Source organism: Winogradskyella echinorum (genome assembly GCF_014297365.1).
Classification (GTDB): domain Bacteria; phylum Bacteroidota; class Bacteroidia; order Flavobacteriales; family Flavobacteriaceae; genus Winogradskyella; species Winogradskyella echinorum.
Window position 1 is genome coordinate 1,206,269 of the sequence record NZ_JACOQD010000001.1, and the last position, 14,891, is coordinate 1,221,159.

At 32.0% G+C, this 14,891-nt stretch carries 14 protein-coding genes; 13 read left to right on the plus strand and 1 reads right to left on the minus strand.

Features of this window, described 5'->3' with window-relative positions; genetic code table 11:
- Positions 1-100: 100 nt before the first annotated feature.
- Positions 101-289 carry a hypothetical protein gene (locus H8K90_RS05410; protein WP_186844900.1) on the plus strand — a complete coding sequence of 63 codons (189 nt, stop codon included), beginning with the start codon at positions 101-103 and terminating at the stop codon, positions 287-289.
- Here the strand turns inward: H8K90_RS05410 and H8K90_RS05415 are convergent.
- Positions 286-876 carry a riboflavin synthase gene (locus tag H8K90_RS05415; protein ID WP_186844901.1) on the minus strand — a complete coding sequence of 197 codons (591 nt, stop codon included), beginning with the start codon at positions 874-876 and terminating at the stop codon, positions 286-288. The two genes, H8K90_RS05410 and H8K90_RS05415, sit on opposite strands and share 4 nt — an antisense overlap.
- A gap of 98 nt (positions 877-974) precedes the next feature.
- Here H8K90_RS05415 and pdxA point away from each other — a divergent pair, with 98 nt between their 5' ends.
- The 12 genes from pdxA (at position 975) to H8K90_RS05475 (ending at position 14,888) form a co-directional block, all read left to right on the plus strand.
- Positions 975-2,015, plus strand: coding sequence for a 4-hydroxythreonine-4-phosphate dehydrogenase PdxA (gene pdxA, locus H8K90_RS05420; RefSeq protein WP_186844902.1), 1,041 nt, complete (start codon positions 975-977; stop codon positions 2,013-2,015).
- Positions 2,016-2,094: 79 nt separating this feature from the next.
- Complete coding sequence (locus H8K90_RS05425) at positions 2,095-2,634, plus strand: YceD family protein (RefSeq protein ID WP_186844903.1); 540 nt, start codon at positions 2,095-2,097, stop codon at positions 2,632-2,634.
- Between the two features lie 8 nt (positions 2,635-2,642).
- Positions 2,643-2,846: a 50S ribosomal protein L32 gene (rpmF, locus tag H8K90_RS05430; RefSeq protein WP_076619181.1), complete on the plus strand. Its 204-nt coding sequence runs from the start codon at positions 2,643-2,645 to the stop codon at positions 2,844-2,846.
- Positions 2,847-3,022: 176 nt separating this feature from the next.
- Positions 3,023-4,018, plus strand: a complete 996-nt coding sequence (locus H8K90_RS05435) for a beta-ketoacyl-ACP synthase III (RefSeq protein WP_186844904.1) — start codon at positions 3,023-3,025, stop codon at positions 4,016-4,018.
- A gap of 30 nt (positions 4,019-4,048) precedes the next feature.
- On the plus strand, positions 4,049-4,525 hold the full coding sequence (gene accB, locus H8K90_RS05440) for an acetyl-CoA carboxylase biotin carboxyl carrier protein (RefSeq protein ID WP_186844905.1): 477 nt from the start codon (positions 4,049-4,051) through the stop codon (positions 4,523-4,525).
- Between the two features lie 75 nt (positions 4,526-4,600).
- The gene (gene accC, locus H8K90_RS05445) at positions 4,601-5,953 is read left to right on the plus strand and encodes an acetyl-CoA carboxylase biotin carboxylase subunit (RefSeq protein ID WP_186844906.1); all 1,353 of its coding nucleotides are present in this window, start codon (positions 4,601-4,603) and stop codon (positions 5,951-5,953) included.
- A gap of 132 nt (positions 5,954-6,085) precedes the next feature.
- The gene (locus H8K90_RS05450) at positions 6,086-8,794 is read left to right on the plus strand and encodes a zinc-dependent metalloprotease (RefSeq protein ID WP_186844907.1); all 2,709 of its coding nucleotides are present in this window, start codon (positions 6,086-6,088) and stop codon (positions 8,792-8,794) included.
- Between the two features lie 52 nt (positions 8,795-8,846).
- Positions 8,847-9,959 (plus strand): NAD(P)/FAD-dependent oxidoreductase, encoded by a 1,113-nt coding sequence (locus H8K90_RS05455; protein WP_186844908.1) that lies wholly within the window; start codon positions 8,847-8,849, stop codon positions 9,957-9,959.
- Between the two features lie 106 nt (positions 9,960-10,065).
- Positions 10,066-10,749, plus strand: coding sequence for a hypothetical protein (locus H8K90_RS05460; RefSeq protein WP_186844909.1), 684 nt, complete (start codon positions 10,066-10,068; stop codon positions 10,747-10,749).
- A 26-nt stretch (positions 10,750-10,775) separates the two neighbouring features.
- The gene (locus H8K90_RS05465; RefSeq protein WP_186844910.1) at positions 10,776-12,971 is read left to right on the plus strand and encodes a DUF1573 domain-containing protein; all 2,196 of its coding nucleotides are present in this window, start codon (positions 10,776-10,778) and stop codon (positions 12,969-12,971) included.
- A gap of 18 nt (positions 12,972-12,989) precedes the next feature.
- Positions 12,990-14,411 carry a hypothetical protein gene (locus H8K90_RS05470; RefSeq protein WP_186844911.1) on the plus strand — a complete coding sequence of 474 codons (1,422 nt, stop codon included), beginning with the start codon at positions 12,990-12,992 and terminating at the stop codon, positions 14,409-14,411.
- Between the two features lie 24 nt (positions 14,412-14,435).
- Complete coding sequence (locus H8K90_RS05475) at positions 14,436-14,888, plus strand: 3-oxoacyl-ACP synthase (RefSeq protein WP_186844912.1); 453 nt, start codon at positions 14,436-14,438, stop codon at positions 14,886-14,888.
- Positions 14,889-14,891 lie beyond the last annotated feature (3 nt).

Below are 14,891 nucleotides of genomic sequence, written 5' to 3' on the forward strand. Positions count from 1 at the left end.
AAAATTTACCGTTTAAAGATGTTTTTTAGCCAAATTAATTTTGTTAGCTCAGATTTTTTTATACATTTACACCTTTAATAATAGAATGCAGAAGAAAAATATGTTAGCCTCAATCTCACTTTCTTTCGTAGGATTAGCGTCCATGGCACAAGGAGCGACTCCTCCGCCTCCAGGACCTCCTCCTCCACCAGGACTTCCAATCGATAGTGGAATTATTGTTTTATTCGTAATTGCATTCGTTTATGGTATCTATAAAACAAATAAGATATCTAAAAATAAAATAGCCTAATTTCTCAAGTCATTTAGGCGTTTTACATACTTACCAATAACATCAAATTCTAAATTTACAGAATCACCAACTTCTAAATTTTTAAAAGTGGTATGCTCATAAGTATAGGGAATTATTGCAACAGAAAAACTGTGCAACTTTGAGTCAACTACGGTTAAACTTACACCATTTATAGTAATAGAACCTTTTTCTATGGTGATATTGTTGAGTCCTTTATCATATTCAAAAGTAAAAACCCAACTTCCTTCTTTTTCTGTAATAGTTGTACATTTCGCTGTTTGATCTACATGTCCCTGCACAATATGACCATCTAAACGATCTCCAAGTTTCATAGCGCGTTCAATATTTACAACATCATTCTTTTTTAAAATTCCAAGATTGGTTTTATCTAATGTTTCTTGTATTGCCGTAACTGTGTAACTATTATTATCAATACTTACAACGGTTAAACAAACACCATTATGAGCAACGCTTTGATCAATTTTTAATTCTTGAGTAATGGATGATGTAACGCTAATATGAAGATTTCCATCATCTTTTACAATGTTATTAATAACTCCTAAATCTTCAATAATACCAGTAAACATAATTGTATTTTATTTAGTTAAATTTACAATCACAAAGTTAAGTACATAAACGAACTCAATAACCAATTTTCAATAAAAAAATAGGAAAGAGAAAATACATGAAAAAAGAAGAAAATATAATTGTTGGTATTTCTGTTGGAGATCTTAATGGTATTGGACCAGAGATTATTATAAAAGCGTATGAAGACAATCGATCTCTAGAATTAAACACTCCTGTGATTTTTGCATCGGGTAAAACCATGCAATTTTTTAAAAATCACTTTAACAGTAAAATCAATTTTTTTAATATTGATTCTCCAGAAAAAATTGTTCATGGCAAAGTAAATGTTGTTAATGTATGGAAAGAACCCGTAAAGATTGAATTCGGAAAACCAAACAAAAAAATAGGAGAATATGCTATAAAATCGCTGGAGGCAGCCACTAATGCCTTAAAAAACAATTTTATAGATGTTTTAGTAACTGCACCTATCAACAAACATAATATACAATCAGATACTTTTAATTTTCCTGGGCACACAGATTATTTAGCCAAGGCTTTAAACGGAAAAAGTTTAATGTTTATGGTTTCTAATGAGTTGAGGGTTGGCCTTCTTACAGATCATGTACCTCTAAAAGAAGCAAGTAATACTATAACAGAAGACCTTATAACTGAAAAAATATCGACCGTTATAAAATCACTAAAACAAGACTTTGGAATTAGAAAACCCAAGGTCGCAGTTTTAGCTATAAATCCTCATGCTGGTGATAATGGTGTAATAGGTGATGAAGATGATAAAGTTTTAAAGCCAACTTTAGAAAAAATTAAATCTAAAGGGGACTTGGTTTTTGGACCATATTCTGCGGATAGTTTTTTCGGATCTAATACTTACAAAAATTTTGATGCAATTATTGCGTCTTATCACGACCAAGGCTTAATCCCTTTTAAAACGATTGCTTTTGGGCAAGGAGTAAATTATACAGCAGGTTTAGAAAAAGTTAGAACTTCACCAGACCATGGTACCGCGTACGAAATAGCTGGTAAAGGTATTGCAGACGAAAACTCTATGAAGCAAGCCATTGATACTGCAATTCAGATTTTTAGAAATAGAAACGATTATAATTTTTACAGTAAAAATCCGTTAAAAAAAGCCTCAAGATAGTTATAAACAAAAATTGTTGATATCTAGCTATTAAATAAGGAAAAATTTATATATTTGCACGCTCAAAATGAATGTGGTAATGAAGGCATTAAAGGAATATATAATCCCTTTTGTGGGATTAAAAGTCGGAGAGCACCATTTTGATTATCAAATTGATAATACGTTCTTTCAAAATTTTGACTATGATGAGTTTAATGCAGTAGACGTTAAAATTGACCTCAAGTTCGAAAAGAAAACAACGCTTTTAGAGTTGTATTTTTCTGCTTCAGGATCTGTTAATGTTAATTGCGATATGACGAACGAGTCATATAATCAACCTATTAACGACGAATTTAAACTAGTCGTTAAGTTTGGTAATGAATATAACGATGATAATGAGGAGATATTAATTGTACCTCACGGAGAATATGAAATTAATGTAGCACAATATATATATGAGCTCATTGTTTTAGCAGTTCCAGCAAAACGAATTCATCCAGGTATTGAAGATGGCACATTGCAATCTGATATACTTTCAAAATTAGAAGAATTAAGTCCTAGCGAGGACAATAAAATAAAATCATCAGAGGATATTGATCCTCGTTGGAATAATTTAAAAAAACTATTAACGGATAAATAACATTTAAGATGGCACATCCAAAGCGTAAAATATCAAAAACAAGAAGAGATAAAAGAAGAACACATTATAAAGCTTCTGTACCTCAAATAGCAACTTGCCCAACAACTGGTGAGCCACACTTATACCATAGAGCTCACTGGCACGAAGGAAAATTATATTACAGAGGTCAAGTATTAATTGACAATTCTGTAGAAGAAGAAAATGTAGCATAAGTATTATGCGTGCATATAAGAAAACGCTCACTTGTGAGCGTTTTTTTTGTTTTAATTTTCCGATTAGCGCAAAAACTACTTATTTTGCACTATTATTTGCCCAAAACGATGAAAATTGATTAAAAATCATTGATTTTTAGCAATTTTATATACTTTTAATTAACTAAACCCTAATAATGAGTAAAATCACAGCAGCAATTACAGCTGTAGGAGGCTATGTTCCAGACTTTGTTTTAACTAACAAAGTATTAGAAACTATGGTTGAAACAAACGACGAGTGGATTACTACACGTACTGGTATAAAGGAAAGAAGAATTCTTAAAGAAGAAGGAAAAGGCACATCGTTTTTAGCAATAAAAGCAGCTGAAAATTTAATTCAAAAAACAGGATTAGATCCAAAAGAAATTGATTTAGTTATTGTTTGCACTGCTACACCAGATATGAAGGCAGCAGCAACAGCAGCTTATACAGCAACACAGATAGGAGCTATAAATGCGTTTTCTTACGATTTAGAAGCTGCGTGTTCTAGTTTTCTTTTTGGAATGTCCACAGCTGCAGCTTATATAGAATCTGGTCGTTATAAAAAAATTCTATTAATAGGAGCAGACAAAAACTCTTCTTTCATTAATTATAAAGATAGAGCAACCTGTATTATTTTTGGTGATGGAGCTGGAGCAGTACTTTTTGAGCCAAATAATGAAGGTTTGGGCTTGCAGGATGAATTACTTAGGAGTAACGGAGAAGGAAGAGAGTTTTTACAAGCAACTTATGGAGGTTCTTCTTATCCAATAACTGAAGATACTTTTAAAGAAGGAAAACATTATGTTTTTCAAGATGGTAAAACGGTATTTAAAAATGCAGTTTTTAACATGGCAGATGTTGCTGAAAAAATATTGAAAAGAAACAACCTTACCAATGATGATATTTCTTGGCTAGCTGCGCATCAAGCTAATAAACGAATTATTGATGCTACAGCCAATAGAATTAATTTAGAAGAAGAAAAAGTAATGATGAATATACAACGTTATGGTAATACCACTTCTGCGACGTTACCATTACTTTTATTCGATTACGAATCAAAACTTAAAAAAGGTGATAAAATAGTATTTGCTGCCTTTGGTGGTGGATTTACTTGGGGCTCAATTTATTTTAAATGGGCTTATAATTCCTAACAAAAACTAACTAAACAAACTCTAAAAATTATGGATTTAAAAGAAATTCAGAACTTAATTAAATTTGTTGCCAAGTCTGGTGCAAGTGAAGTTAAGTTAGAAATGGATGACGTTAAAATTACCATTAGAACAGGCTCTGAAAACGATACAACAATTGTACAGCAAGTGCCAATGCAAGCGGCACCAGTAGTTCAACAAGCGGCACCAGTTGCGGCGGCTGCACCAGTGGCAGAAGCGGCTGCACCAGCAGCTAGTGAAGACTCTAAATATATAACGATTAAGTCTCCAATTATTGGAACATTTTATCGCAAACCATCTCCAGACAAACCAGTATTTGTAGAAGTTGGTACAGAAATTAAAGAAGGCGATGTACTTTGTGTTATTGAAGCGATGAAATTATTTAACGAAATTGAATCAGAAATTTCTGGTAAAATCGTAAAAGTACTTGTGGATGACTCTTCACCTGTAGAATTTGATCAACCTCTATTTTTAGTTGATCCATCATAACCAAATTTAAAATTCCAAAACATAAATCCCAATACGTTGGAATTTGGAATTTGAAATTTTAAATACTTAAAAGTTATGTTTAAAAAAATACTAGTTGCCAATAGAGGTGAAATAGCACTACGTGTTATTAGAACCTGCAAAGAAATGGGTATAAAAACCGTAGCGGTTTACTCAACGGCAGATGCAGATAGTTTACATGTTAAATTTGCTGATGAAGCAGTTTGCATTGGACCACCAGCAAGTAGCGAATCTTATCTAAAAATTGCTAACATTATTGCAGCTGCAGAAATTACAAATGCAGATGCTATACATCCTGGTTATGGCTTTTTATCAGAAAATGCTAAATTTTCAAAAATTTGTGAAGAACATGGCATTAAATTTATCGGTGCATCTGAAGAGATGATTGACCGAATGGGTGATAAAGCTAACGCTAAAGCAACCATGAAGGCTGCAGGTGTACCATGTGTACCTGGTAGTGAAGGTGTAATTGAAGATTTTGAACAATGTAAAAAGCTAGCTAAAGAAACAGGTTATCCTGTAATGCTAAAAGCTTCTGCAGGTGGTGGTGGAAAAGGAATGCGTGCGGTTTGGAAACCTGAAGACCTACAAGATGCCTGGGAATCTGCCAGAACAGAATCCAAAGCAGCCTTTGGCAATGACGATATGTATATGGAGAAGCTAATTGAGGAGCCTCGCCATATAGAAATACAAATTGTAGGTGATTCTCGCGGTAAAGCTTGTCATTTGTCGGAGAGAGATTGTTCTGTACAAAGACGCCATCAAAAATTAACGGAAGAAGTACCCTCTCCTTTTATGACAGATAAACTGAGAGATAAAATGGGGAAAGCAGCTGTTAAAGCGGCAGAATATATAAAGTACGAAGGCGCAGGTACAGTAGAATTTTTAGTGGATAAACACAGAAATTTTTACTTTATGGAAATGAATACTCGTATTCAGGTAGAGCACCCTATTACAGAGCAAGTTATAGACTTCGATTTAATACGTGAGCAAATATTAGTTGCAGCAGGTGTACCTATTTCTGGTAAAAATTATACTCCTAATTTACATTCAATTGAGTGTAGAATAAATGCGGAAGATCCTTTTAATGACTTTAGACCTTCACCAGGTAAAATAACAACATTACATGCTCCAGGTGGTCATGGTGTGCGTTTAGATACACATGTATATGCTGGTTATAGCATTCCGCCAAATTACGACTCTATGATTGCCAAATTGATTACAACGGCTCAAACAAGAGAAGAAGCAATTAATAAAATGAAGCGTGCTTTAGACGAGTTTGTTATTGAAGGAATTAAAACAACGATTCCATTCCATAGACAATTAATGGAACATCCAGACTACTTAGCTGGTAATTATACAACAAAGTTTATGGAAGACTTTGTAATGAAAGAAGAAATAGAAGATTAAATTAGTAACACCCAAGCTCATAAGTTTGGGTGTTTTTCTTTATATATGCTTCACACCACACCTTAAAAAGAGATAGTCACTTTTTTTGATAATAGGATAAATACACCTAAATTTAAGAATTAAAAAAATATTATGATTAAGAACTACTTTATTAAAACAACAATTTTTGTTATTGCTTGTTTTTCTTTAACTGTTAGTGCTCAAAATTCTAATAAATTTTGGACAAGTATTAACGATGCAAAAGCAAATCAATCCGAGCAAATTTCAAGAAAAATTAGCCTTACAAAAGAGAAATTTTATCAATTAGATATTGAAGGTGTTAAAGCAGCTTTAGCTAATGTGGGGAATAGAGAGAACAAAGGAAACACGATTATTTCTTTTCCAAATTCTGAAGGAAAACTTAGTAGATATCAAGTTTTTGAAGCTTCTGTTATGGCACCAGAGCTTCAAGCTCAATTTCCTAATATGAGGGCATACTCAGGTCAAGGAATTGATAATCCAACAGAGATAGTTAGGTTTACAATTACTCCGAAAGGGCTGCATGCTATGTTTCTTGGAACATCAAATGGGACACAGTTTATAGATCCATATACTGTAGATGGCAGTGTTTATACTGTTTATGCAAAGAAAAATTTAGAAGCTAGAAATTTTGATTTTGAATGTGGTGTTATAGACGAACCAGAATTACTAAATAAGTCATTTGAAAATAATTTAGAAGCAAAAAATGCTAGTGATGGAACTTTAAGAAATTATAGAATTGCTATAGCCTGCACAGGAGAATATACCGCTTTTCATGGTGGAACAGTTACGGATGCAATGGATGCCATTATGGTAACTTTAGCAAGAGTAAATGGTATTTATGAAAGAGAATTATCAATTACAATGACGTTGGTTGCCAATAACTCAAGTATTGTATTTACAGATGCTGCCACTGATCCATTTAATAATGATAGTGCAAATATCTTAATAGGTCAAAGTCAAACAGAAATAAATTCTACTATTGGTAGTGCAAATTATGACATTGGTCACACATTTAGTACTGGAGCAGGTGGATTAGCTGGTCTTGGTGTTAGTTGTAACAATAGTAATAAAGCAAGAGGAGTTACTGGTTCTCCACAGCCAGTAGGAGATTCTTATGACATTGATTTTGTGGCACACGAGCTTGGTCACCAATTTGGTTCAACACATACTTTTAATGGTAACCAAGTAAACTGTAGTGGAGGTAATAGAACAGGATCTTCAGCATACGAGCCTGGCAGTGGTTCTACCATAATGGCGTATGCAGGTATTTGTGGGTCTGATAATGTTCAAGGTAATAGTGATGATTATTTTCACCAAAAAAGTTTAGAGTTAATTTGGAATCATATTACAAGTTCTTTTTTGTGTCCAGGAACGACTACAGCAACAGGTAATGACGAACCTACAGCAATAGCTGGTTCTGATTATACAATTCCTGGTGGAACTCCATATAAATTAGATGGTAGTGGATCTTCGGACCCAAACGGAAATGGCTCACTTACTTATACTTGGGAGCAGTACGATTTAGGTCCTTCAGGTGTACCAACAGAAACAACGGTTACAGGACCACTAGTTAGATCGTTTACTGGTACAGATGACCCAATTAGATATGTGCCACGACTTCCAGAAATTTTAAACAATGGTGGCATCTCTACAACTTGGGAAAAATTGTCAACAGTAAATAGAACAATTAATTATAACCTTACCGTAAGAGATAATAATGCTAATGGTGGCCAAACAGATTCTGATTTAATGTCAATTACTAATGTAGCTGCTGCTGGTCCTTTTAGAGTGACTTCGCAGAGCACTAATCAAATTGTATGGACACCAGGGCAAACAGAAACTATAACTTGGGATGTAGCCGGAACAACCGCAAATGGTATAAACACTGCTAACGTTAATATTTTATTATCTACCGACGAAGGTCTAACTTATAATACAGTTTTAGCATCTAATGTACCAAATGATGGTTCTCATGATATTACTGTACCAAATGTAAGTGCACCTAAATGTAGAATTATGGTTGAAGGAGCAGGTAATATCTTTTTTAATGTCAACAATTTTTTCTTCGCTATTGGTAACTACGAATATCAAAATGTGGATGTGTGTGAGAGCTTTACATTTAATTTTGGAGGTATTTCTGTGCCAGAAAGCACAACTACATATTCTGGCTATACATTAAATGTTCCAACATCTTTAACGATGACAGATGCTAATATTACAGTTGATATTACACATCCAAACAGTGGTGATTTATTATATGGCTTTAGACATCCAGCTTATGTAGGTTCTTTTCTAATAAGATTGGCTTCGCAAGACTGTCCTGGCAGTGCAAATCCTAATATTGTTTATGATGATGAGGGGTCAGCCATTAATTGCGGAACCATAAGTAATGGAGATAATGTAACACCACAAGAACCACTTTCTGTAGTAGATGGAACTAACTCCCAAGGGAATTGGGCATTTTTTATTTTTGACAATACAGTAGATGGTACAACAAGTTCAATTAATACAGTAACCATTGAAGTGTGTGAAAACTCAAGTGAACCAGTATTATCAACTACACAAAACGAGATAGATGGTTTATCTATATATCCTAACCCAAATAATGGTGAGTTTAATATAGGTTTTAATCCTAAGTCTGGTGAAGCTATTACTGTTGAAGTTTACGATATAAGAGGAAGAGCGATTTATATTAATCAATTTAGTAGTGTAAGTAGATTTGATGAAACTATTAGACTCAATAATGCGCAATCAGGAGTTTATTTATTAACTATTATGGATGGTTCGCAAAAAGTGACGAAGAAAATAATAGTAGATTAATAATTTAATTTATACTTTAAAAGCTCCTAATATTGGGAGCTTTTTTTATACCATGAATTTATCTTACTGGGAAATAAAAACTTGGCTAACCAACATAGATTATACTATAGTTGGAAGTGGCATTGTTGGACTAAATTGTGCTTTGCAATTAAAAAGCCGTTTTCCAAAAGCTAAAATCGTGGTTATCGAAAAAGGAGTATTACCACAAGGTGCAAGTACAAAAAATGCTGGATTTGCCTGTTTTGGTAGTTTAAGCGAAATCATTGAAGATTTACAACATCATTCTACAGAAGAAGTTTTAGAGCTGATTAACAAGCGAATAAAAGGCTTGCAACTGCTGCGCAGCACGTTAGGAGATAAAATTATTGATTATCAAAATTTAGGTGGTTATGAGTTATTCTTAAAAGCTGATGACATGCTCTATGATTTATGTCTGAGTAAACAGCCTGAAATAAATGAACTCCTTTATCCAATTTTTAATTCTGAAGTATTTATATTCAAAGAAAACAATTTTGGTTTCAATAATATAAAAGCCAAATATTGTTTTAATCATTATGAAGGACAAATAGATACAGGTAAAATGATGGATGCATTACTGTTTAAAGTACAATCCTTAGGAATTAAAATATTAAATAACATTACAGTTCAATCTTTTTCTGAAAACACTAATTCTGTAAAATTAAAAACTAATCATTTTGAATTTTCATCAGGGAAAGTTTGTATAGCAACCAATGGTTTTGCCAAACAGCTAAATATACCTAATGTTAAACCAGCAAGAGCTCAAGTTTTAATCACCAAACCAATAGATAATTTACAAATAAAAGGCACATTTCATTTAGACAAGGGTTACTATTATTTCAGAAATATAGATAATCGAATTTTATTTGGAGGAGGTAGAAACCTCGATTTTAAGGCTGAAGAAACTACAGAATTTAGTGAAACTAAAATCATTCAAAATACATTAGAAGAACTATTAAAAACAACAATTTTGCCATCTACTGATTTTGAAATAGATCATCGCTGGAGCGGAATAATGGGAGTTGGACAACAGAAAAATGCCATTGTAAAACAGTTATCAAATAATGTGTTTTGCGGAGTACGTTTAGGAGGCATGGGAGTTGCCATAGGTAGTTTAGTTGGTAGAGAATTAGCAGATTTGTTGTAATTTTTATTCTTAAAATGAATTAAATAGTATAATTGCCTATTTTTGAATCAGTTTTGTCCTACATTTATTTTTTAGATGGCACAACCCCAAAAATCAATACTTTATCATGAAAAGAGTTTTCAATATATCTTTATTACTTTTTAGCTTAACCTTATTTACAAGTTGTTTTGAGGTTTTAGAAGAGATTAGTTTAAATGCCGATGGTAGTGGAAAGATGCTAGTAACTTTTAATCTCAGTAAAAGTAAATCGAAAATCGCATCTATAATGCTTTTAGATAGTGTAAATGGTCATAAGGTACCATCAAAAGAAGATATAGGTAAAGCCTTAAAAGAAGCTAAAAATCATTTAAAAACTATAAATGGTATTACCAATATAAATACAACTACAGATTACGATAATTATATTTTTACAATATCTTGTGATTTCACGTCTATAGACAATTTAGATTCTGTTTTTAAAGATCTTATAAGTAAGCACAACAAAAAGAGCAAAACAAACTTTAGCACTTCCAATTTTTCTTTTAACTCAAGTATAAATAGCTTTAAACGATCATTTTCATATGATAATAGTATTAAAAGAAATTTTAATAAACTGAATAGTGAAGATCGCAAAATTTTTGAAGGTGCCAACTATACGAGTATTTATCGATTTAAAAATGATGTTAAAGAAGTATCTAACACAAATGCTAAAATATCTCCGAACAAGAAAGCTGTATTTCTTAAAGTAGATGTTATGTCATTAATATTAGGTAAAAAATCGATTTCAAATACTATTAAATTATCAAAATAAAAAGAACAACCCAAACCAACTTAAAAATGAAAAAACTATTACTCTTTACTTATCTATTTTGCATTTCGTTATTAGTAAATGCCCAAGATTTAGTTTCAAAAATACCAAGAGACGCTAAAGCTGTTGTTTCCATAAAAGGCGGAAACGTTACAGACTTGGTTTCTATTGCTGAATTTGAAAATTCTAAAATAGGCAAAATGTTCTTAAAGGAAATGCTAAGAGAAACAGATGGTAAAGTGTCTAATTTAGACGATTTAGGAATAGATTTAAATCGCAGTTTCTATTACTTTATGCAATCAGATACCCTTGGTTTTAAACATAGCTTTTTAATACCTCTAAAAAATAAGGAAGGTTTTGAAAGCTTAATGCCAGAGCGACAAAAGGAAAAAATAATAAAGGATGGAGATCTATCGTATTTTGTAGACCCTTATGATAGCATGGTTACAATGTGGAATGATAATATGTTATTATTAACTTTTTCGCAGCAAACAAGTCAGCATAATGACTATAGCTATAACGATTATGGTGTAGTAGAAGAATATGCTGTAGAAGAAGCAGTTGATGTTGTGGATGAGGCAGTTGCAACGGATTATCCTGTAATGACTTTTTCTGAGTCAGAATTTAATTTTGGTAATATAGCACAAGGGGAAATAGTTGAGCATTCATTTGTATTTACAAATACCGGAAACTCAGATTTAATAATTTCAGATGCAAGAGCCAGTTGTGGTTGCACAGTTCCTAATTACCCTAATACAGCTATTAGTCCTGGTGAATCTGGTGAAATAACTGTTAAGTTCAATAGTAAAAATAGATCTGGCATTCAGAATAAAACAATAACGTTAACTACAAATACAGAAAACGGTACCGAAACACTTAAAATAAAGTCTTATGTAGGCGATGAAGAAGTTGTAGAAGAAATAATTGAAGTAGAAGAGATAATGGCAGAGGAGACGGTTATTGAATCTACAGAGTCTATTTACAATGAAGATTATTATGAAAGAATAAGAAAAGAAAGAGAAGCAAAGCAGTTAGAAGAAAATAAAGTACTTATTGCTTATGCAAAGTCAACCATGATTGGTAATTATGCTAAAGGGTCTATTTTAAAAAATTCTAAATATACCAAAGCTGTTGGTAAAGGTAAGGACGAAGCAATTGCATGGATTGGTGATTTTGGTTCTATGTATTCAGATATATTAAAACAAGCAACCTATGGTTTAGGCCCTAATTATATGGGCTTATACGATACTATGGATAATATTTACGGAGATATGTCTGTAACATCTAGACTTAATTTTGAAAAGGAGCATGCATCACTTAACACCAGTTATACCATGAATGACAACATGGCTAAATACGTTAAAGCGATGTATGATGGTAAAATGAATTCAAACTTCTTTAACTACTTTAACGAAGATAAAATGTTAGGGTATTTTTCTATAAACGCTAGTACAAAAGGTATTTTAGAAGCTTATCCAGATATGATGACTAACATGTTTGAGAATTTCAAAGATGATGAAGTTGCGGCATTTATTCCTATTGGTATGCGTCTTTTATCATTAATTATTGATGAAGAAGGAGTCGCAAAAATTCTGCGAGGTGATATGTTATTTGTTCTTACAGAAATGAAAGAAAGAGAACTGAGTTATACAACCTATGAATATGATGAAAATTATGAAAGAACTGAAGTAACTAAAACTAAAAAAGAAACTTTACCAGGTTTTTTAATGATGATTACCTCCTCTGAAGGCGACATGTTTCGTAAACTAATGGATATTGCAGTTAAAGAAAGTAGAGGAGAAGTTACTTTAAATGCTAATGGCATCTACCAATTGAAAACAAATGACTTACCAATAGAGTTAAATTTTATGTTTAAGGACAACGCAATACTTATGGGAACTTCTTTTGAAGATATGGTTGCTATAAAAAACGGTAATTATAAAGGCAAAGTGGGCGGAACACATAAAAATTTAATTAAGAAAAACTCAAGCATCATATACGTAAACGGACAAGAAATTGCTTCAACATTCCCGAGAGAAGTAATGCCAGATGACATAAAAAAGCGAATAGACTTTATTTCTGAAAACACAAGAGATGTCCTTTTTAGAACAAGTAAAGTTAAAAACAACTCTATGGAAGGTGAATTGATATTAAATACACCAGAGAAAGGACATAAGAATAGTTTAGCTTACTTTTTAAATATGATTAACGCATTAATCGATTAATTTATTAAAAGAAATCTTTTGAAAAAACGTTTAAAAATAACCCTATCAATACTTGTATTAGTATTGTTAGGGTATTTTGGTTATACTCATTTTAAGAAAACTTCCGTTTTACTTAATGTTATTCATAAAGACGCAGAAACCGTTTTAAAAATTGGTATTCACGATATTACAAAAACACTAGTTTTAGACGCACTTTCATCACCAGGTTATTATTGGGAACAGACGGAATCTATAAGAAAAGACAAAAAGAAAGACTCAATTAAAAAGGTTAAAGGGGTAGATTTAAAACCATACGCAATGGCCTTTTATACTCTTAAAAACATTAATAACACCCTTTTTACCACCTTAAAAATAGATGATTCAGAAGCTTTTGAAAAATACATAGACAAGTATTCCAAAAAGAAGTCGAGTGTTATTACAGTTAATGCAAAAGGTTATAAGAATCTAATTTTAGAGAAGTCTAAACTAATACTTGCTTGGAATTCAGAGAAAATAGCCGTAGCCTTAACTACAAACACCTCTTTAGAAAACATAAAAACTGTTTTTGAAGATGTTCTTTTATATAACAAACTTATTTCAGATAAAAATCATCCTATTATAAAAAAGCTAAGTAAGGCATCAGACCATGTTACTTTTTTAAATAAAGAAAGTTTAATATCTCTTAATTTTAAAGACAGTGAAGCTTTAGTAGATGGTATTTTGCACACCCAAAGCAAAGACAGATACAAAACGAACATAACTTACAATAGTTTACCAGAAGCTGCATTACAATTTTATTTTGATGCTAATTTTGATAAAGAAGAAAACAAAAAAATGTTTATAGAAAGTTTAAAAGACGCTTCTTTCTTCACTAAAAACAATCTATCAGTAGCAGAAATAATAGACAAATCAAAAGGCTATTTTAGTGCAACAATTAGTGGTACTACAACACAACAAGATACAATTGTTAGTTACGAATATGACGATAATTTCGAGAAAATTGCTGTAAAAACGTTGCAAGAAAAGAAAGCTCCAAAAATATCTATTAACGTTGAGGTTGAAGAAAATAAAAGTTTAATGGATTATCTAAAAACTCAAGGGGCAATAAAAAACAATGTATTAACAAGTATTCCATATTATACATTTTATGCCAAAGAAAACAATAATCAAACCTCATTTAATACAACACAAGAAAATATAAAACTCGAAGAAAAACAGAGCTCTAGTTTTTTTAAGCTCAATGTTAATTTTAATCGTTTACAAGAAGATTTATCAATTCCCAAAGCAAATGAGGTTTTTGCATTACTAAATGTGTTAAGAATTGAGGCAAATCAAATTAAAAGCACCAATCAAATTAAAATACAAGGTAATCTTGTAGGTAAAAATGAAGATATAAATATTGCCTCTCAGATTTTCTTTGGGTTTCAAAAAAGCGAATCAGAAGAGAAACTTGATAACTAATTTATTTTAAACGAGAATTGAGAAATGACTTATATAAAACAAGAACTATACGCTCAATGTCAGGCATTTGTTAATGCTCGTTTAGAAGCTATAACAAAGACGATTCATGAAATTCAAGAATCTCTAACTTCAGAAACCAAAAGTAGTGCAGGCGATAAGCACGAAACAGGTCGAGCTATGTTGCAACTAGAACGCGAAAAAGCAGGGAATCAGCTAGCCGAAATTCAAAAAATAAAAGAGGTACTTCAGAAAATTGACACAGATACTCATCATAAAAAGGTAGCACGTGGAAGTTTGGTATATACGTCGCAGTTTAATTATTATTTGGCGATTAGTGCTGGTGAAATTATATTAGAAAATGAAAAATTCTATGCCATTTCAGCATCTACGCCTATTGCCCAACTTTTATTATCTAAAACAGTTGGTGAGCAAATTCAATTTAGAAGCACTACTTTTGTAATCACTAAAATTGAGTAATAA

Coding starts and splice junctions, on each gene's coding strand:
- H8K90_RS05410 (WP_186844900.1), top strand. CDS start 101: ATGTTAGCCTCAATCTCACTTTCTTTCGTAGGATTAGCGTCCATGGCA.
- H8K90_RS05415 (WP_186844901.1), bottom strand. CDS start 876: ATGTTTACTGGTATTATTGAAGATTTAGGAGTTATTAATAACATTGTA.
- pdxA (WP_186844902.1), top strand. CDS start 975: ATGAAAAAAGAAGAAAATATAATTGTTGGTATTTCTGTTGGAGATCTT.
- H8K90_RS05425 (WP_186844903.1), top strand. CDS start 2,095: ATGAAGGCATTAAAGGAATATATAATCCCTTTTGTGGGATTAAAAGTC.
- rpmF (WP_076619181.1), top strand. CDS start 2,643: ATGGCACATCCAAAGCGTAAAATATCAAAAACAAGAAGAGATAAAAGA.
- H8K90_RS05435 (WP_186844904.1), top strand. CDS start 3,023: ATGAGTAAAATCACAGCAGCAATTACAGCTGTAGGAGGCTATGTTCCA.
- accB (WP_186844905.1), top strand. CDS start 4,049: ATGGATTTAAAAGAAATTCAGAACTTAATTAAATTTGTTGCCAAGTCT.
- accC (WP_186844906.1), top strand. CDS start 4,601: ATGTTTAAAAAAATACTAGTTGCCAATAGAGGTGAAATAGCACTACGT.
- H8K90_RS05450 (WP_186844907.1), top strand. CDS start 6,086: ATGATTAAGAACTACTTTATTAAAACAACAATTTTTGTTATTGCTTGT.
- H8K90_RS05455 (WP_186844908.1), top strand. CDS start 8,847: ATGAATTTATCTTACTGGGAAATAAAAACTTGGCTAACCAACATAGAT.
- H8K90_RS05460 (WP_186844909.1), top strand. CDS start 10,066: ATGAAAAGAGTTTTCAATATATCTTTATTACTTTTTAGCTTAACCTTA.
- H8K90_RS05465 (WP_186844910.1), top strand. CDS start 10,776: ATGAAAAAACTATTACTCTTTACTTATCTATTTTGCATTTCGTTATTA.
- H8K90_RS05475 (WP_186844912.1), top strand. CDS start 14,436: ATGACTTATATAAAACAAGAACTATACGCTCAATGTCAGGCATTTGTT.